Origin of the sequence: Faecalibacterium sp. An58 (genome assembly GCF_002161515.1) — a bacterium.
In the GTDB taxonomy this organism is placed as follows: Bacteria; Bacillota; Clostridia; order Oscillospirales; family Ruminococcaceae; genus Faecalibacterium; species Faecalibacterium avium.
The window spans coordinates 137,998-156,470 of sequence record NZ_NFHX01000001.1 but is presented as its reverse complement, the minus strand read 5'-3'; the positions used below and the strand labels follow the sequence as shown (position 1 = coordinate 156,470).

Below are 18,473 nucleotides of genomic sequence, written 5' to 3'. Positions count from 1 at the left end.
GGTGGTTCAACGATGGATCGGACGCGTTCAAAGCAAAGCCTCTCCCTCACACACGGTGAAGGCGGGGCCCGTCATCCGCAGGTCCTGGCCGGGCAGCACCCGGATGGTCAGCACGCCGCCCCGCAGCTGCACCCGGATATCCTGCCCGGGATCGCACAAGCCCAGCTGGGTGGCGGCCGCCACACTGGCGCAGGCGCCGGTGCCGCAGGCCCAGGTCTCTCCGCTGCCCCGTTCCCACACCCGCATCTTGAGCCGGTCCGGTCCAAGGGGCTGGATAAACTCGGTGTTGACCTGCCGGGGGAAATTGGGATGCTTCTCAAAGGCGGGGCCGATGGCTGCAAGGTCCAGGCTGTCCACGTCGGGCACCACCACCACACAGTGGGGGTTGCCCACGCTGACGCAGGTGACGCGCCAGTCGCGCCCCGCGGCATGGAGCGTACAGTCCACCAGCGGGCCGGGCCCCATGTTCACAGCGGGCAGGCTGTCGGCCAGCAGGCTGTACCGGCCCATCTCCACCTGCCACAGCCCCTCCCGGGCATCGCTCCCCTGTCCCTGCCAGCGCAGGGTCTTGGGCCCGCTGCGGGTGTCAATGAGCAGGGTATCCGCCCCGGCCAGGTCGGGATCGTGGGTGCGCAGCCACTGGGCCACGCAGCGGATGCCGTTGCCGCACATCATCCCCTCGCTGCCGTCGGCATTGTAGATCCGCATGGTGGCCGCAGCGCCGGTGGTCTGTGGGGCGCAGATGCAGATCACGCCGTCCGCACCTACCGAAACATGCCGGGCCGACAGCTGCCGGGCAAGCGACGCAATGTCCGCCGGGGGGCCCCCGGTGCGGCAGTCCAGGTAGATATAATCGTTGGCGCAGCCCTGCATTTTGGTGAAACTCAGTCTCATGGCCTCATCCCCTTTCGGTGTCCTGCCTCTTATTATAATGGGCAAAGGCCGTTCTGGCAACCGCTTTTCGCAAATCAGGGCTTGACAACGGCCATGGCTTACGATATATCTTAATAAGGCATTTCGTAAAAGGACGGTCCCGGGCCGCCCGATTTCAAAAACCAAAGGAGAGTAACCAAGAGTATGGACAGTACATTTGAGAAGATCCGCGGCTTTCTGGCCGAGCAGCTGGGCGTCGAGCCCCAGACCATCACCATGGACAGCGACCTGCTGAACGATTTTGACGCAGACAGTCTGGACATCGTGGACATGGTGATGACCCTGGAGGACGAATTCGGCATCGAGGTGCCCGATGACGCCATCGAGTCCCTGCATACCGTGGGCGACGTGGTGCGCTTTGTGGACAGCCATCTGGACAACTGATGCTCTGACGGCCCCAGCCGCCCCGGCGGGGCCTTTACTGACGGCTCGTGCGGAACGCAGAGCGTTTGGCGCACGGCCATGAGGAGGATAACAATGGCAAAAGAGACGAAAAAACTGGTTCAGGCCATCACCAGCCAGGAAGAGAACTTTGCGCAGTGGTACACCGACATCTGCCTGAAGGCGGAGCTGGTGGAATATTCCAGCATGAAGGGCTTCATCATCCTGCGGCCCTACGGCCAGGCCATCTGGGAAAACATCCAGAAGAATCTGGACGCCCGCTTCAAGGCCAGCGGCCACGAGAACGTGGCCATGCCGGTGCTGATCCCCGAGAGCCTGCTGAAAAAGGAAGGGGAGCTGGTGGAGGGCTTTGCCCCCGAGGCGGCCTGGGTGACCATGGGCGGCAGCGAGGAGCTGGAAGAGCGGATGGCCGTGCGCCCCACCAGTGAGACCATGTTCTGCGACCACTGGTCCCGCGTGCTGCACAGCTACCGGGAGCTGCCCATGAAGTACAACCAGTGGTGCAGCGTCATCCGGTGGGAAAAGACCACCCGCCCCTTCCTGCGCAGCCGGGAATTCTGGTGGCAGGAAGGCCACACCATCCATGAGACCGCCGCCGAGGCCGAAGCAGAGACCATGGCCCAGCTGAACTGCTACGCCAGCTTCTGCGAGGACGACCTGGCCATCCCCGTGGTGAAGGGCCGCAAGACGGACAAGGAGAAGTTTGCCGGGGCGGAGGCCACCTACACCATCGAGGCCATGATGAAGGACGGCAAGGCCCTGCAGAGCGGCACCAGCCACTACTTTGGCGACAAGTTCAGCCGGGCCTACGACGTCACCTTCACCGGCCGGGACAACCAGCTGCACCATCCCTACCAGACCAGCTGGGGCGTTTCCACCCGTCTGGTGGGCGCCATCATCATGACCCACGGGGATGACGACGGCCTGATCCTGCCCCCCGCCATTGCACCCTGGCAGGTGGTCGTGGTGCCCATCGCTCCCCACAAGCCCGGCGTGGCCGAAAAGGCCGCCGAAGTGGCCGCCGGCATCGCCCGCTACGCCCGGGTGAAGCTGGACGACAGCGACAACGCCCCCGGCTGGAAGTTCAGCCAGTGGGAGATGAAGGGCGTGCCCCTGCGTCTGGAGCTGGGCCCCAAGGATCTGGAGAAGAACCAGTGCGTCCTGGTGCGCCGGGATACCCGGGAAAAGATCTTTGTCAGCCTGGATGAGCTGGAGACCGCCATTCCTGCCCTGCTGGAGCAGCTGACCCACGATCTGTACCAGCGCGCCCTGGAAAACCGCGAAAAGCGCACCTGGGCCGCCACCACCATGGACCAGGTGAAGGAGCTGGCCGCCGCAAACACCGGCTACATCAAGACCATGTGGTGCGGCGACCTGGCCTGCGAGCTGAAGATGAAAGAGGAAGCCGGACTGTCCAGCCGCTGTATGCCCTTTGTCCAGGAGCATCTGAGCGACGTATGCCCCTGCTGCGGCAAACCCGCCAAGGCGATGGTCTACTGGGGCGTAGCGTACTAAGGCCCCTGCTCTCTTTGTAAGATAAAAACGACCCCCGCTGTTCCCGAAAGGAACAGCGGGGGTCGTTTTATTCGGTCGGGCCGCACAGGGGCAGGAAGTGTTCCACCAGCAGGTCCACGCAGGCGCCGTAGCTCTGCATCCCCAGATCCTGGCCATAGCTGCGCAGGAAGCTGTCGTACACCGACTCCCCGACGGTGCGCACCGGGCCCTCCCAGCCGGCCCAGTAGGCGTTGTTGTCTGCAAAGTCGGCCGCAGCCCCCGCAGGCAGCCGGGCCGACAGGGCCGCTGCGGCCTGGGGGTCGGTGCGGTAAAGGGCGTTGGACAGATGCAGGTAGCCATACAGCCACCCCGAATAAATATAGGCGGGCTTGCCGCTGGTGATGGATGCCAGGATCCCCACAAAGTTTGCCTCCTGCTCGGCGGCTACCCCGCGCTGATGGGCAAATTCATGGGCCACCGTCACCGGCAGGAACACCGCCGGGCAGTCCACGTTGAGGGTGCTCTCCCCTGTAAGGGGGCACAGATATCCGGTGAAGCCCCAGGCGCTCATCAGCCGGGAATAGAAGGCGGGCTTGGGCCTCCGGGCCGGCCCCTCCAGAAAGGGCCAGTCCCCGGTCAAGCCGTCGTAGAGGCCCTCCGTGTCCTCCAGGATGGCGCTGCGGGCCACCGCAAACCGGCCCTCCCCATCCCGTGGGACCGTGCCGGCGCAGGCCGCCACCTGCTGTCCAAAGTACCGGGTGACCGCTTCCAGCTGGGCGGCCGTGACCGGGCTGGCGGCCATCCCCGCCTGCTGGGCAAAGGAAGCCGCATAATATTGGGTGCCCCACAGCCCGCACACCGCCGCATAGCCCCACAGCACCACCACTGCCAGGTGCAGCGTCCAGGTCCCTAAGGCCCCGGGGCTGCCGTGGGCCGTCTGCCACAGGGCCCGGGCCAGCAGCAGGAAGGCCGCCAGGATCAGCATCGTGGCCCCCGCCTCGCAGACGCTGAAGGGCAGCGGATCGCACACGGCGCCCAAAAACCGCTTGACCGGCATGGATACCCGCGCCACCCACCAGTCCATGGCGGCGCGGTCCGAGCGGAATACCAAGAACAGGCCCACAGCCCCCAGGGCGCCGGCCAGAGCCGCCAGAGCCCCGCGATGGGCCAGTGCCCAGCAGCCCAGTGCCCTCACCGGTCGAAGGTGGTGAACAGGGTGGTCTGCCACTGCTGGCCCGGCTCCAGGATGGCGGCCGCCGCCCGCTTGGACCAGGAGGGGCCGTCCGCCTCGGCGGCGGGCAGGCTGTGCCAGGGCTCGATGCACACAAAGCGCACCTTGTCGGTCTTGGCGCTCCAGATCAGGGTATAGGGGAAGCCGGCGATCCGGCAGGTGACGCTGCGGCCGGTGTCCTTCTCATAGATGCCCAGCGTTTCGCTGCGCAGCCCCGCCATGCAGAAACTGTCGTTGGCAAACAGCTCGTCGGTGAGCTGGATGGACTGTGCGTTCTTCCACTGGTAATAGCACCGCCCCGACAAAAGTCCGTTGGGCCGGGCATCCAGGATCACCGGGCTCTCGGGCCGGTCGAACCGGAACTCGTAGTCGGTGGTGGTGTGCTGGCTGTCAAAAGGCACCGCAAAAGCCGGATGGTACCCGATGCCAAAGGGCAAGGGTTCGGCCGCCGTCTCGGGGCAGGTGACGGTCAGGGTGTGGCAGACCGTCTTGCCGTCCAGCCGGAAGGTGCTCTCCAGCACAAAGTCATAGGGGAAGCGATTGGTTTTGGTCTGCTCGTCCGAACGCAGCTCCAGACGGATGGCGTCGGGTCCATCGGACAGCAGCGTGTGCTCCAGGTCCCGGGCAAAGCCGTGCTGGCCGCCCTTATAGCTCTTGCCTGCGTGGGTCAGGATGCCCCCGGCCAGCTTGCCGGTCCAGGGGAACAGGATGGGGGCATGGCGGCCCCACACCGATTTGTCCCCCTGCCAAAGCATCTCCTGGCCCTGGGCGTTTTGGACGCTGACCGCCTCCGCCCCATGGGTATCCACGGTCAAGGTAAGAAAGTCGTTGCGAATGGTTGCCTGCATGGATATACCTCCTTATGAAGTCAGGTCGAGATAGTTTCAGTATACACCTTCCGCCCCGCCGGGGCAAGGCCCGGGCCCTCTTTGGGGCGCAGCAGGCAGCAAAAGCCCCCGCCGTCCGGATGCGGGCAGCGGGGGCCGGGATTCAGTTTTCCGAATAGCGGGCCAGGAACTGCTTGGTGCGCTCCTGGCGGGGGCGTTCGATCACCTGGCGGGCGTCGCCCTGCTCCACGATCACGCCGCCGTCCATAAAGATGATCCGGTCTGCCACATCGCGGGCAAAGGCCATCTCGTGGGTGACGATGATCATGGTGGTCTTTTGTTCGGCCAGGCTGCGGATCACCTTCAGCACCTCCCCGGTCAGTTCGGGGTCCAGGGCGCTGGTGGGCTCGTCAAAGCAGAGGATATCGGGGTGGAGGGCCAGCGCCCGGGCAATGGCCACGCGCTGCTGCTGGCCGCCCGACAGCTGGTGGGGGTAGTGGTTGGCCCGGTCGGCCAGGCCCATCCGGCTCAGCAGCTCGCGGGCTTCCTGCTCGATGGCGGCGTTCACCTGCGCCTTGTTCTCTTTGTAGCCGGGCTGCTCTTTGGCCAGCAGCTGCTTGGCCAGCATGACGTTCTGCAGGGCCGTGTACTGGGGGAACAGGTTGAAGGACTGGAACACCAGCCCGAAGTGCAGCCGCTTGCGCCGCACCTCCCCTTCCCGCTGGGTGGCGGGATCGGCCGCGTCGAACAGGGTCTCCCCGTTCACTACGATCTGCCCCCGGTCGGGGGCCTCCAAAAAGTTCAGGCAGCGCAGCAGGGTGGTCTTGCCCGACCCCGACGAGCCGATGATGGCCAGGGCCTGGCCCTGTTCCAGCTCAAAGCTGATGTCCTCCAGCACCCGGGTGGCGCCAAAGTGCTTTTCGATGTTCTTGACTTCCAGAATGGCCATGGCGTCCCCCTCCTCAGCGGAAATAATCCAGCTTCTTCTCAGCCCAGCGGAACAGCAGCGTCAAAATGCCGTTGACCGCCAGATAGAACACGGCGGTATAGAACAGGGGCCAGATCATCCCTTTTTTGATGTAGGATTCCCCCATCCAGATGATCTCGTACACCGAGATGACCCGCACCAGGGCGGTGTCCTTGACCAGGGTGATGAACTCGTTGCCCATAGGCGGCACGATCCGCTTGACCACCTGCAGCAGCGTCACCTTGAAGAAGATCTGGCTGCGGGTCATGCCCAGCACCTCGCCCGCCTCGTACTGGCCCCGGGGGATGGACTGGATGCCGCCCCGGTAGATCTCGGAAAAATAGCAGGCGTAGTTGATGACAAAGCTCAGCAGCGCCGCCCCGAACCGGGGCAGCAGGGGCAGGTCGAACAGCAGGCCCGGGCCGTAGAAGATGATCAGGATCTGGATCATCAGGGGGGTGCCGCGCACCACCCACACCACCGTGCTGACCAGCCACCGCAGAGGCCGCAGCCGGCTCATGGCCCCCAGGGCGATCACAAGGCCCAAAGGCAGCGCCAGCAGCAGGGTCAGGGCGAACAGTTCCATGGTGGTGCCCAGGCCCTCCAGCAAGCTCAGGGTAACGGTCAGCAGCATAAACTTCCTCTCCTTTTACACAGCAGCAGGCCCGCCCCCCAAGGGCCAGGCCGCTGCCATCGTCATGCTTCGGTTCAGTAGGCGATCAGGGATTCCTGCACGCCGTAGGTGGTGGCCACTTCGGTGACGGTACCGTCCGCATAGGCCTCCTGCCAGAAGGTGTTGAAGGCGTCCACCAGATCCGAACCCTTGCGGAAGCCCACGCCGTACTCCTCGCTGTTCAGCTGGACGGTGTAGGTCAGGTCGGGGTAGCTGGTGCCCTCGCCGATCATGGCGCCCGCCATCAGCAGATCGATGACGCAGGCGTCCGAAGCGCCCGAAGCCACCTCCATCAGGGCGTCGGCCTGGGTGGTCTTGGCCACATAGGGGATGCCCAGGGCGTCCAGCTGCTCGGCGCCCGCCGAGCCGTTCTCCACCGCAAAGGCGAGGTCGGACAGACTGTCGGTGGTCTGGTAGTCGGCAGCCTTCTCAGCAGGCACCACCACCACCTGGCCGTTGTTGCAGTAAGGCTGGGACACCGACGCGCCGTTGGTCACCTCGTCGGTGATGGTCATGCCGTTCCAGATGGCGTCCACGCCCTTGGTGTCCAGCTCCATCAGCTTGTTGTCCCAGTTGATCTCCAGAAATTCCACGTCCACGCCCAGGTACTCGGCAAACGCCTTGGCCATGTCGGCGTCAAAGCCGATCCACTCGCCGTTCTCGTCCCGGTAATCCATGGGGGCAAAGTCAGTCATGCCCACCACCAGAGTGCCCTTGTCCTGCACATAGGCCAGATCGCTCTCCGCTTCGCTCGAAGCGGCCGAAGCTGCCTCCTGGCTTGCCGCGCCGGACGAAGCCGCCGCAGACGAAGCGGACGAAGCAGAGCTGGCGGAGCCGCCGCAGGCTGCAAAGGACAGGCACATGGCCGCCGTCATCATCAGGGAAACTGCCTTTTTCAACTTTCTCATCGTAATCTCCTCCCTACGCGCTGCACGCCGGGCGCGGCCCCTCCGCGCTATCATTCTACTGTGGTAAAGCGATGCAGTGATAACGTATTGGATTATACCCCACCCGCTCCCGGTTGTAAAGGGGGCAAATCCCGCCGCAGGACATTTTTGGCGTTTTATACAAAACGAGTCCGGTTTTTGCAAGTTTTATGCATTGGTGCGCAGTCAAGAAGCTATTCATACAAAAACCCCCGCCGTCCTTTTGACAGGGCGGCGGAGGCTGATGTGCTGTTGGGTTTGGGATGTTTCGTCCGGGTTGCGGTGCCCTGAATTTCCGGCGCATGCAATGCGCTTGAAAATTCAGACCGCGGCCCCTGCTCCGCCTCGCCTGTTCCGTCCGCAGGACGCGGCTCGGCTGCGCAGCCACAGGACGCGGCAAAGCATGTCAGCCCAGGCTGATGCCCATGCGGCGGGCGACGGTGAGCAGATCGCAGCTCTCGGGGATATTGCGGCTCTTGCCTGCAATATCCTCCAGGCGGTTCTCCACCACGCGGTTGTTCACCATGGCCACCGTGACGCCATAGCGCTCGGCCTCCACCAGCTTGGCTGCATGGCTGCCGAACTGGGTGGACAGCACACGGTCATAGGCGCAGGGGGTGCCGCCGCGCTGCATATGTCCCGGGATGCACACACGGGTCTCAAGGCCGGTCTTTTTCTGGATGGCAGCGGCGATGCGGTTGGTAGCGGTAGCGCCAAAGCCTGCCTCGGCCCGCTTGGCGGCCCATTCCTTGCGCTTCATCCGGGCTTCCTCGGCGTTCATGGCGCCCTCGGCCACCGCAATGATGGAGAAGTTGGAACCGTTCTTGGCCCGGCGCTCCACCGCGGCGCAGACACGATCGATATCGTAGGGCAGCTCGGGGATCAGGATGATGTCCGCGCCGCCGGCAATGCCGGCATACAGGGTCAGCCAGCCCGCCTTGTTGCCCATGATCTCGATGCACATCACGCGGCTGTGGCTGCCGGCGGTGGTGTGGATGCGGTCGATCACCTCGGTGTCGATCTCCACCGCGGTGTGGAAACCGAAGGTCACATCGGTGCCATAGATGTCGTTGTCAATGGTCTTGGGCAGGCCGATGATGTTCAGACCCTCCTGCGACAGCAGATTTGCGGTCTTGTGGGTGCCGTTGCCGCCCAGGCACAGCAGGCAGTCCAGTTTCAGATCCTTATAGGTCTTTTTCATGGCGGCCACTTTGTCGATCTTGTCCTCCTCGATGACCTGCATCATCTTGAAGGGGGTGCGCTTGGTGCCCAGGATAGTGCCGCCCAAAGTGAGCAGGCCGCGGAAATCGTCGGGCTGCATCTTTTTGTAGTCCCCGTTGATCAGCCCATGGTAGCCGTTCAGGATGCCGATGATCTCCACGTTGTCCCCCATGCGGACGTACAGCGCTTTCGCCACGCCGCGGATGGTCGCGTTCAGGCCGGGGCAGTCGCCGCCGGCGGTCAGGATGCCAACACGTTTCTTCATTCTAAACCCTCTTTTCCTTGTCTTGGGCACAGGCCCATATCTTATGTATAAGATTAGCCCGAAAGGGGCTCGCTGTCAAGGTTTTTGGCCTTATTTCATAAGAAAATGCGCCGCCGCAAAAAAGTAAAAAAAGGTGTTGACAAAGGCGGCCTGTTCAGGTATAATATCCCTTGTCAGCGGCGGCGGCCCGGCAGGGCGCGGCACCTGGCCCAAACTGAATGATGGGGATTTGCATAGTGGTAGTGCGGTAGACTCTGACTCTACTTGTGGGAGTTCGATTCTCTCATCCCCAACCAAACCTAACCGCAGCACAAAAGGCTGCGGTATTTTCGGGGCATAGCGCAGCTGGTAGCGCGCCTGGTTCGGGACTAGGAGGCCGTGGGTTCAAATCCCGCTGCTCCGACCAAAGACGAGTGCTTGATGGCATTCGTCTTTTTTGTTGTTCTGCCGGCCGCAGCAGAAAGCCCCCGCCATCCTGTTTCGGACAGCGGGGGCATCATTCTGCACGTCTTACTTATTTGTCGGCCGTCTTTTTGGTGCGGGCGGCGCGCTTTTTGGGCGCAGCCTCCGTCCCGGCAGCCTTCTTGCGGGAAGCAGCCTTCTTGGGAGCCGGAGCTTTTTCAGCGGCAGTCCCGGCCTTTTCGGTCTCGGCAGCCGGAGCCTCCGCCGCTTTCTTGGTGCGGCAGGCACAGCGCTTGGGCTTTTCCGCAGCAGCCGGCTCGGCGGCCTTCTCCTCCACAGCCTGTGCGGGAGCAGACTCCGCTTCAGCCGGCTGCGCCTCAGCAGGCTGTGCCTCGGCAGGTTGTGCCCCGGCAGTTTGTGCCCCGGCAGTTTGTGCCTGCTCTGCGGGGGCGGCCTCCACGGCGGCGGTCTGGGTCTTTTCGGCCTCCTCTGCCTTGGCCGTGCCCTTGCGCTCCCGGACCGGAGCGATCAGCCAATGCTGGTCGTCGCCGGGGGTCTTGTCCCAGATCTGCAGGATGGCCCCCTCAGGGCTGCCCATCCCCACGGTATCCACGCACTTGCCGCTGGCCCAGGGGCTGCTGATCTGCACGGTGCCGTCGTTGTTGCGGGTGAGCACCCACACCTGCGAGCTGCCCATCACATCGTCCCACAGGTGCAGCCAGGTGCCCCGGCCGGTGCCGGCGGCCACCAGGTCCACCACCTTGTTGTTGGCACGGCAGTGGATGCGGTAGGCGTTGTCCCCTACCCGCACGAAGGACCACTCCTGCTCAGGCTTGTGCTGGTACTTGCCCAGACGCAGCTGGGCGCCGTCAGCCGCCTGTCCCACATACTCGATGACACAGCCGGATGCGGCGGCGATGGTGTAGTAGCTGCCGGCCTTGATCGAGGTCTGTTCGATGGTTTTCATGGTCTATCCCTCCACGCAGATTATCAGGTTGGCCCCGCCCTGCCGGGCCCGGGCATTCGAGTTCTTGGTGGAATTATACCACCCGTCGTAATTTTTCACAAGTATGTGGGCGTTCTTTCATCAACTTGCACAAAACCCAGGCTCTTACCTCAAAATTTTTAGAGACACAGGCCGGCGCGTTTTGGATCATTCCGGGGCCTGGCCGGCCTGCACCCGGGCTTCCATCCGGTCCAGTTCGGCCAAAAACTGCGCCATAAAGGGCACCGCCACGAAGAAACTGAGCAGATCGGCAATGGGCTGGCTGTACTGCACCCCCGCCAGCCCCCACACCCGGGGCAGCACCAGGATCAGCGGGATAAAGAAGATCCCCTGTCGGCAGCAGGACAGGAAGGTGGCCCGCACCGACTTGCCCACGCTCTGGAACAGCATATTGCTGCACACCAGCACCGGCTGCAGCAGGGTGGCGGCGCACTGCCACTGGAAGGCGGGCAGCGCGATGGCGGTGACCGCGTCGTCATCCCGGAACAGGCGCACCAGAGTATCCCCTCCGGCAAGGCTCAGTCCTGCCAGGACGGTCAGCAGCACCATCCCCGCTTCCATGGTAAAGATGCAGGCCGCCCGCACCCGGTGGAACTTCTGAGCGCCATAATTATAGGACGCCACCGGCTGGAATCCCTGCCCCACCCCCAGGGCCACCGACTGCAAAAACTGGAAGATCCGGCTGACGATGCTCATGGCGGCCACCGCCGCGTCTCCATAGGGGCGGGCCGCCACATTGAGCATCATGCTGGCAAAGCTGGCCAGGCCCTGCCGTCCAAAGCTGGGCAGGCCGGTGGTCAGGATCAGGACCAGGTCCGCCGGGGCGCGGGTATAATTTTTCAGGGCCAGCTTGCTGACCGTCTTGCCCCGCAGATACATGGACAGCAGGATGCCGAAACTGACCATCTGGCTCAGGCCGGTGGCCAGCCCCGCGCCCCCGGTGCCCATCCCCAACCCAAAGATGAACAGAGGGTCCAGCAGGATATTCAGCAGGCCGCCTGTCACCAGGCCCACCATGGCAAAGCTGGCCTTGCCCTCATAGCGCAGGATGTTGTTCATCACCAGGCTGGACATCATAAAAGGAGCCGCCAGCAAAATGTAAAAGGCATAGGCCCGGGCGTGGGGCAGGATGGTCTCGGTGCTGCCCAGCAGCCGCACCAGTCCTGTCAGCCCTGCAATGCCGCACACACCCAGCACCGCTCCCGCCCCTATGGCGGTGAAAAAACTGGTGGAGGCGAACCGGGACGCCTTGTGGGTATCCCCGCTGCCCAGGCTGCGGCTGATGACGCTGCCCGCCCCATGCCCCAGCATGAACCCGATGGCCTGGATCACCGCCATCAGGCTGGACACCACCCCCACCGCTCCCGAAGCGCTGGTGGACAGCTGTCCTACAAAAAAGGTGTCCGCCAGATTGTAGATGCTGGTGATCAGCATACTGAGGATGGTGGGGACCGCCAGCCCCATCACCAGCCTGGGGATGGGGGTCTGGGTCATTTTGATGAACTGCGCCTTCTGGGCGTTTTCCTGCTGGGACATCATGCTGCACGCTCCCTGTACCTGTTTTTTTACAATAGTATACATCATTCCCCATTCTTTGTCGAGCGGACGGGGCTGTTGCCATCCTGCACAGAAAATACCGGGCTGTTTTGTAGGAAAATCACCAAAACCCGATTGACAACCGCCCCGGCCCTGTGTATAATAATTTGCAGTCAAGTTGCAAATTCGCCCCAACGCGGGCTTGCTTTTATCGGAGGAACGCTTTTATGTTCAAACCCAAACGTCTTATTTCTGCCCTGTCGGCTGCTGTTTTGGCCCTCGGGCTGCTGGCGGGCTGCGGCCAGAGCCCTTCGGGCAGCCGTCCGGATGCCGCCCCCCAGGAGGACACCATACAGGTGGTGGCCACCATCTTCCCCCTGTATGACTGGGCCAGGCAGGTGATCGGGGAGGTTCCCGGCGTGGAACTGACCTGGCTGCAGGACACCGGCGTGGATATGCACAGCTACCAGCCCACCGCCCAGGATATGCTGCGGGTGTCCTCCTGCGATCTGTTCCTGTATATCGGAGGCACCTCGGACAGCTGGGTGGAGGACGCTTTGGCCGAGGCGGTCAATCCCGCCATGCAGACGGTGTCCATGCTGGAGCAGCTGGGCAGCCAGGCCCGGCTGGAGGAGCTGGCCGAGGGGATGCAGGCCGAGGACCACGAAGGCCACAGCCATGACGAGGAGGCCGAATACGACGAGCACATCTGGCTCTCCCTCCGCAACGCCCAGCTGCTGACCGGCGCCATTGCCGATGCTCTGGGCCAGCTGGACCCCGACAACGCCCAGGCCTATGCCGACAACGCGGCGGCCTACTGCCGGCAGCTGGAGGCCCTGGACGCCGATTACCAGGCGGCGGTGGACGCCGGGACGGTGGATACCTTGCTGTTCGGGGACCGGTTTCCCTTCCGGTATCTGGTGGAAGATTATGGCCTGGACTATTACGCCGCCTTCCCCGGCTGCTCGGCCGAGACCGAGGCCAGCTTTGAGACCATCGCTTTTCTGGCCGGCAAGGTGGACCAGCTGGGTCTGCCCGCCGTGCTGACCATTGAGAACTCGGACCAGCGGGTGGCCCAGACCATCGTACAGAACACCGCAGACCGCAGCGCGGCCATCCTGACCATCGACTCGATGCAGGCGGTGAACGCCGGCGATGTGGAAGCGGGGGTCAGCTACCTGTCTTTGATGGAGCAGAATCTGGACGTTCTGCGGCAGGCACTGGGCTGCGCCGCATAAAGGAGATACGCTATGGCACTGATCACTTGTAAACATCTGGCCCTGGGCTATGAGAACACCCGGGTGGTGGAGGACCTGTCCTTCACGGTGGAGCAGGGGGACTACCTGTGCATCGTGGGGGAAAACGGCTCGGGCAAGAGCACCCTGATGAAGACCCTGCTGGGCCTGCGGTCCCCTCTGTCGGGGCAGATCGTCTTTGGGGACGGCCTGCACAAAAACGAGATCGGCTACCTGCCCCAGCAGACCCCCATCCAGCGGGACTTCCCGGCCAGCGTACAGGAGGTGGTGCTGTCGGGCTGCCTGAACCGGTGCGGCCTGCGCCCCTTCTACGGCAAGGAGGAAAAGGCCCTGGCCGCCCGCAACATGGAGCGGCTGGGCATCACCCCCATTGCGCGGCGGTGCTACCGGGAGCTGTCGGGCGGCCAGCAGCAGCGCGTCCTGCTGGCCCGGGCCCTGTGCGCCACCCGCAAGCTGCTTTTGCTGGACGAGCCGGTGGCCGGCCTGGACCCCAAGGTGACCGCCGAGCTGTACGAGCTGATCGCCGGGCTGAACCGGCAGGACGGCATCACCGTCATCATGATCTCCCACGACATCTCTGCGGCGGTGGGATATGCCAGCCATATCCTTCACATCGGGGAGGGCCAGCGGCTGTTCTTTGGCACGGCGGCCGCCTACGCGGCCAGCGGGGCGGGCCGGATGTTCGCCCCCTGCTCCCAGGACTTTCCGAAAGGCGGTGACCCCCAGTGACAGCATTTGAGACGCTGCAATACTATTTCACCTTCCCCTTTGTGCGCTATGCCCTGGTGGTGGGGGTGCTGATCGCCCTGTGCGCCTCCCTGTTCGGGGTGACGCTGGTGCTCAAGCGGTTCTCCTTCATCGGGGACGGGCTGAGCCATGTGGCCTTCGGCGCCCTGGCGGTGGCGGCAGTGTTCAACCTGACCGACGAGATGCTGCTGGTGCTGCCGGTGACGATAGCGGCGGCCATCCTGCTGCTGCGGGGGGGCCGGGGCGCCAAACTCCAGGGGGATGCGGCCATCGCGGTGCTGTCGGTGGGCACCCTGGCGGTGGGCTATCTGCTGATGAACCTCTTTTCCACCAGCACCAACCTGTCGGGGGATGTGTGCAGCACTCTGTTCGGCTCCATCTCCATCCTCACCCTCACCCGGGCCGAGGTGTGGCTGTGTGTGGTGCTGTCGGTGGTGGTCATCGCCCTGTTCGTGGTGTTCTATGACCGCATCTTCGCGGTCACCTTCGACGAAGCCTTTGCGGCGGCCACCGGCCTGCCTGCGGGCCGTTACAGCCTGCTGATCGCGGTGGTCATCGCGGTGATCATCGTGCTGGCCATGAACCTGGTGGGCTCGCTGCTCATCTCGGCCCTCATCATCTTCCCCGCCCTGTCGGCCATGCGGCTGTTCAAGAGCTTCCGCGCGGTGACGGTGTGCGCCGCCGTGGTATCGGTGGTCTGCGCCGCCGCCGGCATCCTCATCTCGATCCTGGCGGGCACCCCGGTGGGCTCCACCATCGTGGCGGTGGACCTGGGCGTGTTCGCGCTGTTCGCGCTGGCGGGGGCCGTCACCGGCCGCGCCGCCTGAAAGGAGGTCCTTATGCACCCCTTTGCCCGCTGTGCAGCCCTGCTGCTGGCCGCCGCTGTCCTGACCGGATGCGGCAGGCAGGCCGGCACGCCGGAGTCCCCGGCCAGCCAGCCGGCCTCGCCCTCGGTCTCCTCTGCTCCGGCCAGCCAGCCCCAGGCCGTCAGCCAGCCGGCTCCTGTGGACGTGGATCTGACCACCCTCAGCAGCACCATGGTATTTGCCGAGGTGAGCAATCTGATGTACGACCCCATCCCCTATCTGGGCAAGACAGTGCGGATGGAGGGAGAGTTCTCGGTGGAGCACGGCTACACCATGGACGGAGAAGAGGACCTGAGCCAGAACTTCTTCTACTGCGTCATCGAGGACGCCCTGGCCTGCTGCGCCCAGGGGCTGGAGTTTGAGCTGGCGGACCCGTCCGCCGCCTATCCCCAGGACTACCCCGCCGAGGGCAGCCAGGTGCGGGTGGTGGGCACGGTGGAGCTGTACGAAGAAAACGGCTTCCGCTATCTCCATCTGACCGACGCCGTATTTGAATGAGCAAAAAAGTCCCGTCCAGCCGACATGTGCGGATGGACGGGACACATACGCCGCAAAAAAGACCGCCTGATCGGCGGTCTTTTTCAGCGTATCAGCGTCCAAAGCCAAACAGCCCCTTCTTCTCATAGGGCTGGCACTGGGCCGATACCACACGGTAGCCGGTGGGCTCCAGGGCGGCGGCCAGGGCCTGCTCCTCAATGGGCTGCCGGGACAGGATGGTGCAGGTACCCTGCCGGTGGGAGGAGGTGACCTTCTCCACTGCAAAAGCTTTGCGCACCGTCTCGTTCACATGGGCCTCGCACATCCCGCAGGCCATCCCGTCGATCTTCGCGGTCGTCTTGTACATCGTTCCGTCCTCCTTGTTGTCTCATCCCAGAGCCACGTCCAGGGCCATCATAAGGGTGAAGCCCGCCGCAAAAGCCACCGGGCCAATGTCCGAATGCTGTCCGCCGGCCATCTCGGGCACCAGTTCCTCCACCACCACATACAGCATGGCTCCCGCTGCAAAGGCCAGCAGCCAGGGCAGGGCGGGCAGGACCAGTTCGGCGGCCAGGATGGTGAACACCGCGGCCAACGGCTCCACGATGCCGGACAGCACCCCATCCGCAAAGGCACGCCGCCGGGACGCGCCCTCAGCCCGCAGGGGCATGGATACGATGGCGCCCTCGGGGAAGTTCTGGATGGCAATGCCCAGCGACAAAGCCAGGGCCCCTGCCGCCGAGATATCCGCCGCACCGGTGAGATATCCCGCGTACACCACCCCTACCGCCATCCCCTCGGGGATGTTGTGGAGCGTCACCGCCAGCATCATCATGGTGATGCGGGGCAGCCGGGCGGGCGGCCCCTCGGGCCGGCGGGCATTCTGGTGCAGGTGGGGGATCAGATGATCCAGCGCCAGCAAAAACAGCACGCCCGCCCAGAATCCGCCGGCGGCAGGCACGAAGGACCATACCCCCATGCCGGCGGCTCCGGCTTCCTCCAGCGCGGGGATCAGCAGGCTCCACACCGACGCCGCCACCATCACGCCGGCGGCAAAGCCGGTCAGCCCCCGCCGCACCAGCTCATGCAGCTGCCGCCGCATCAAAAAGACGCATCCCGCCCCCAAAGAAGTGCCCAAAAAGGGGATCAGTATCCCCCACATGACCTTGCTCAGCATAAATCGTTACCTCGTTTCTATCCAGTCGCTTCTCCCTCCATTCTATTCTCCTTTCCTCGCTCTGTCCGTGAGTCGGACACACAATCTTCCAGGTTTCTTGGTTTGTTATAGCAAACCAGAAAGTCCAGCCAAAGGCCGCCCCGGCTTTGCGAGCGGCCCTCTGGCTCCATTATAGTGTGCGGCGGCCCGCTTGTCAAGGCCGGTTCACAGTCCCTCCCGGCGGATGGCCTGCACCAGTTGCTCCATCAGCCCCACCCGGCCCAAGGGAGTCATCAGGTAAAAGCCGTCGGCCCAGGGCCCGGCGGCCCGCGCCATCTCCAGCGAGATCTCCAGGCCCAGCTCCTCGCCCCGGGCCCGGTCGGCCCCTTCGTACCGGCGGATGATGCTGTCCTCCACGTGGATGCCGTTGATCTCATTTTCCATGTACAGGGCGTTGCGGTGGCTGACCACCGGCATGATGCCGGCCAGCAGTTTGGCCCCCGGCAGGGCGGCGCGGGCGGCGCGCAGGTTGTCCACCGCCCGGGCCGACAGCACCGGCTGGGTCAAAAAGCCCGCCATCCCGCTGTCCTGTTTTTCTTGGGCGCGGCGCAGTTCTACGTCGAAGTTGCGGGCGTTGAGGTTCAGCGCCCCGAATACCGTCATCCCCGGCAGGGCCTCCCCCGGCCCCGCCAGCGCGTGGATGTACCGCGCCAGCTTGCGGGAGTTGAACTGGTAGACGCTCTTTACCTCGTCCCGCTCGGCGGTGGGGATGGGGTCCCCGGTGATGGCCAGCACCTCCCGCACCCCCTCAGCGTACAGGCCCAGCAGGAGGGCTTTGATGGCGTTCAGGTTGCGGTCCCGGCAGGTCATGTGGGGCATGGCCACCAGCCCCAGCTCCCGCCGCAGCTTGCAGGCGGTCAGGCTGGCGTCCACACGGGCCCGGGCAATGGGGCAGTCGGCAATGGTCAGCGCGTCCACCCCGGCCTGCTGCAGCCGCCGGGCGCTGGCCATATAACCGGTCAGGTCGGCGTCCCGGGGGCTGTCCAGCTCCACCGCGATCACCCGCTCCCCCTGGGCCAGCTTGCGCAGGAAGGGGTCGGAGACCGCCGGCAGGATCTGGGCCTCGGGCTGCGGGGCCGGAGCTTCGGTCCCGCAAATGGGTATGGGCGTTTCCTCCAGGGCCTGCCGCAGCGCCGCGATGTGGGCGGGAGCCGTGCCGCAGCACCCTCCCAGGATGACCGCGCCCCCGGCCCGGATGCGGCACATCTCCCGGGCAAAGTAATCGGGCCTGCCCCGGTAGACCACACGGCTGCGGGTCACCAGGGGGTAGCCTCCGTTGGGCATGGCGGATACCGGCAGCCCGCAGCCCGCCACCCCTTGCAGCACCGGGGCCATGGCGCCGGGGGGCAGCAGGCAGTTCAGGCCCACGGCGTCCACCTGACCGCAGGCCGCCATCCGGGCCGCCATCTCCCGGCAGGACAGGCCCTCCCGGGTGTAGCCGTCGGGCAGCGCCGCAAAGGATACCAGCACAAAGGCGTCCGGCCGCCGGCTCTTGATATAGGCCGCAGCTTCGGCCAGGCCGGCGTCGCTGCTGAGGGTCTCAAACAGGAAATTTTCCGCCCCCAGCTCCAAAAACACTTCCGCTACCGCCTTGTAGCTCTGGGCAGCGGGGTCGGCTTCGGTGTCGGGGGCGGGCCCCATGTCCGCGAACAGGGCGCCCTCTCCCCCTGCCTCTGCCAGAGCCTGGGCTCCCAGCTCCCAGCCGGCCCGGGCCAGCTGCTGCCAGCCGGGGACATGGGCTGCCGCCATCCGGGGCAGGCCGAAGGTATTGGTCTTGAGGGCCTGAGCCCCTGCCGCCAGGTATTCCCGGTGCACCGCCAGGATGCCCGCCGGGTCCTCCAGGTTGGCCTGTTCGCACTCCAGCCCCGGCCGGGCCTTGTAATAGGTGCCCATTCCCCCGTCAAACAACAGGACGCGGTCTTTCAGGATCTCACGCGCATTTTTCATAGTTCCGTCTCACTTTCGGTGGTTTATGCTACCAGTGTAACGGTCCGGGCCAAATTGTCAAGCGCCTCTTGCATAAAGGGC

At 64.5% G+C, this 18,473-nt stretch carries 18 protein-coding genes and 2 tRNA genes; 8 read left to right on the top strand and 12 right to left on the bottom strand.

The genetic code is table 11. The features are described from left to right. Window positions 1-27: 27 nt before the first annotated feature. Window positions 28-894: a diaminopimelate epimerase gene (gene dapF, locus B5G12_RS00805; protein WP_087322917.1), complete on the bottom strand. Its 867-nt coding sequence runs from the start codon at window positions 892-894 to the stop codon at window positions 28-30. Between the two features lie 183 nt (window positions 895-1,077). On the opposite strand from dapF, the gene acpP reads away from it, so the two are divergent. Both acpP and proS read left to right on the top strand, forming a co-directional pair. After that, a complete protein-coding gene (gene acpP / locus B5G12_RS00800; RefSeq protein WP_087228020.1) occupies window positions 1,078-1,317 on the top strand; it encodes an acyl carrier protein in 240 nt (79 codons plus the stop codon). A gap of 93 nt (window positions 1,318-1,410) precedes the next feature. Continuing rightward, the gene (proS, locus tag B5G12_RS00795; RefSeq protein ID WP_087228019.1) at window positions 1,411-2,850 is read left to right on the top strand and encodes a proline--tRNA ligase; all 1,440 of its coding nucleotides are present in this window, start codon (window positions 1,411-1,413) and stop codon (window positions 2,848-2,850) included. 67 nt (window positions 2,851-2,917) lie between these two features. On the opposite strand, the gene B5G12_RS00790 is transcribed toward proS, so the two are convergent. The 6 genes from B5G12_RS00790 to B5G12_RS00765 all read right to left on the bottom strand — a co-directional run bounded on the left by B5G12_RS00790 (window position 2,918) and on the right by B5G12_RS00765 (window position 8,939). Then, window positions 2,918-4,057 (bottom strand): DUF3810 domain-containing protein, encoded by a 1,140-nt coding sequence (locus tag B5G12_RS00790; protein WP_144064073.1) that lies wholly within the window; start codon window positions 4,055-4,057, stop codon window positions 2,918-2,920. After that, a complete protein-coding gene (locus B5G12_RS00785; protein WP_087228017.1) occupies window positions 4,021-4,908 on the bottom strand; it encodes an aldose 1-epimerase family protein in 888 nt (295 codons plus the stop codon). The genes B5G12_RS00790 and B5G12_RS00785 overlap by 37 nt, the downstream gene beginning before the upstream one ends. A gap of 142 nt (window positions 4,909-5,050) precedes the next feature. Then, the gene (locus B5G12_RS00780; protein WP_087228016.1) at window positions 5,051-5,836 is read right to left on the bottom strand and encodes an amino acid ABC transporter ATP-binding protein; all 786 of its coding nucleotides are present in this window, start codon (window positions 5,834-5,836) and stop codon (window positions 5,051-5,053) included. Window positions 5,837-5,849: 13 nt separating this feature from the next. Then, on the bottom strand, window positions 5,850-6,488 hold the full coding sequence (locus B5G12_RS00775; protein ID WP_087322911.1) for an amino acid ABC transporter permease: 639 nt from the start codon (window positions 6,486-6,488) through the stop codon (window positions 5,850-5,852). 74 nt (window positions 6,489-6,562) lie between these two features. Beyond that, window positions 6,563-7,435 (bottom strand): transporter substrate-binding domain-containing protein, encoded by an 873-nt coding sequence (locus B5G12_RS00770; RefSeq protein WP_087228014.1) that lies wholly within the window; start codon window positions 7,433-7,435, stop codon window positions 6,563-6,565. Window positions 7,436-7,859: 424 nt separating this feature from the next. Next, the gene (locus tag B5G12_RS00765; protein WP_087322908.1) at window positions 7,860-8,939 is read right to left on the bottom strand and encodes a 6-phosphofructokinase; all 1,080 of its coding nucleotides are present in this window, start codon (window positions 8,937-8,939) and stop codon (window positions 7,860-7,862) included. A 222-nt stretch (window positions 8,940-9,161) separates the two neighbouring features. Here B5G12_RS00765 and B5G12_RS00760 point away from each other — a divergent pair. Continuing rightward, window positions 9,162-9,235: transfer RNA gene (locus B5G12_RS00760), tRNA-Gln, on the top strand. A 34-nt stretch (window positions 9,236-9,269) separates the two neighbouring features. Further along, a tRNA-Pro gene (locus B5G12_RS00755) sits at window positions 9,270-9,345 on the top strand. A 108-nt stretch (window positions 9,346-9,453) separates the two neighbouring features. On the opposite strand, the gene B5G12_RS00750 is transcribed toward B5G12_RS00755, so the two are convergent. After that, window positions 9,454-10,308 (bottom strand): RICIN domain-containing protein, encoded by an 855-nt coding sequence (locus tag B5G12_RS00750; RefSeq protein ID WP_087322905.1) that lies wholly within the window; start codon window positions 10,306-10,308, stop codon window positions 9,454-9,456. A 186-nt stretch (window positions 10,309-10,494) separates the two neighbouring features. Next, entirely contained in the window at window positions 10,495-11,886 is a 1,392-nt protein-coding gene (locus B5G12_RS00745) for an MATE family efflux transporter (protein WP_343286613.1), read from the bottom strand. Window positions 11,887-12,110: 224 nt separating this feature from the next. Here B5G12_RS00745 and B5G12_RS00740 point away from each other — a divergent pair, with 224 nt between their 5' ends. Genes B5G12_RS00740 through B5G12_RS00725 form a run of 4 tightly spaced genes read left to right on the top strand, consistent with a single transcriptional unit; the run spans window position 12,111 to window position 15,250 of the window. After that, window positions 12,111-13,121, top strand: coding sequence for a metal ABC transporter substrate-binding protein (locus B5G12_RS00740; RefSeq protein WP_087322902.1), 1,011 nt, complete (start codon window positions 12,111-12,113; stop codon window positions 13,119-13,121). A gap of 12 nt (window positions 13,122-13,133) precedes the next feature. Then, the gene (locus tag B5G12_RS00735) at window positions 13,134-13,868 is read left to right on the top strand and encodes a metal ABC transporter ATP-binding protein (RefSeq protein WP_087322899.1); all 735 of its coding nucleotides are present in this window, start codon (window positions 13,134-13,136) and stop codon (window positions 13,866-13,868) included. Continuing rightward, window positions 13,865-14,713 carry a metal ABC transporter permease gene (locus B5G12_RS00730; RefSeq protein ID WP_087322896.1) on the top strand — a complete coding sequence of 283 codons (849 nt, stop codon included), beginning with the start codon at window positions 13,865-13,867 and terminating at the stop codon, window positions 14,711-14,713. The genes B5G12_RS00735 and B5G12_RS00730 overlap by 4 nt, the downstream gene beginning before the upstream one ends. Before the next feature lie 12 nt (window positions 14,714-14,725). Then, window positions 14,726-15,250, top strand: coding sequence for a hypothetical protein (locus B5G12_RS00725; RefSeq protein ID WP_087322893.1), 525 nt, complete (start codon window positions 14,726-14,728; stop codon window positions 15,248-15,250). A gap of 91 nt (window positions 15,251-15,341) precedes the next feature. Here the strand turns inward: B5G12_RS00725 and B5G12_RS00720 are convergent, their stop codons facing one another. From B5G12_RS00720 to B5G12_RS00710, 3 genes are all read right to left on the bottom strand, one after another. Then, window positions 15,342-15,596 carry a heavy-metal-associated domain-containing protein gene (locus B5G12_RS00720; RefSeq protein WP_087228007.1) on the bottom strand — a complete coding sequence of 85 codons (255 nt, stop codon included), beginning with the start codon at window positions 15,594-15,596 and terminating at the stop codon, window positions 15,342-15,344. Window positions 15,597-15,617: 21 nt separating this feature from the next. Then, window positions 15,618-16,406 (bottom strand): ZIP family metal transporter, encoded by a 789-nt coding sequence (locus tag B5G12_RS00715; protein ID WP_087322890.1) that lies wholly within the window; start codon window positions 16,404-16,406, stop codon window positions 15,618-15,620. 204 nt (window positions 16,407-16,610) lie between these two features. Further along, window positions 16,611-18,392, bottom strand: a complete 1,782-nt coding sequence (locus B5G12_RS00710; protein WP_087322887.1) for a bifunctional homocysteine S-methyltransferase/methylenetetrahydrofolate reductase — start codon at window positions 18,390-18,392, stop codon at window positions 16,611-16,613. Between the last annotated feature and the right edge of the window lie 81 nt (window positions 18,393-18,473).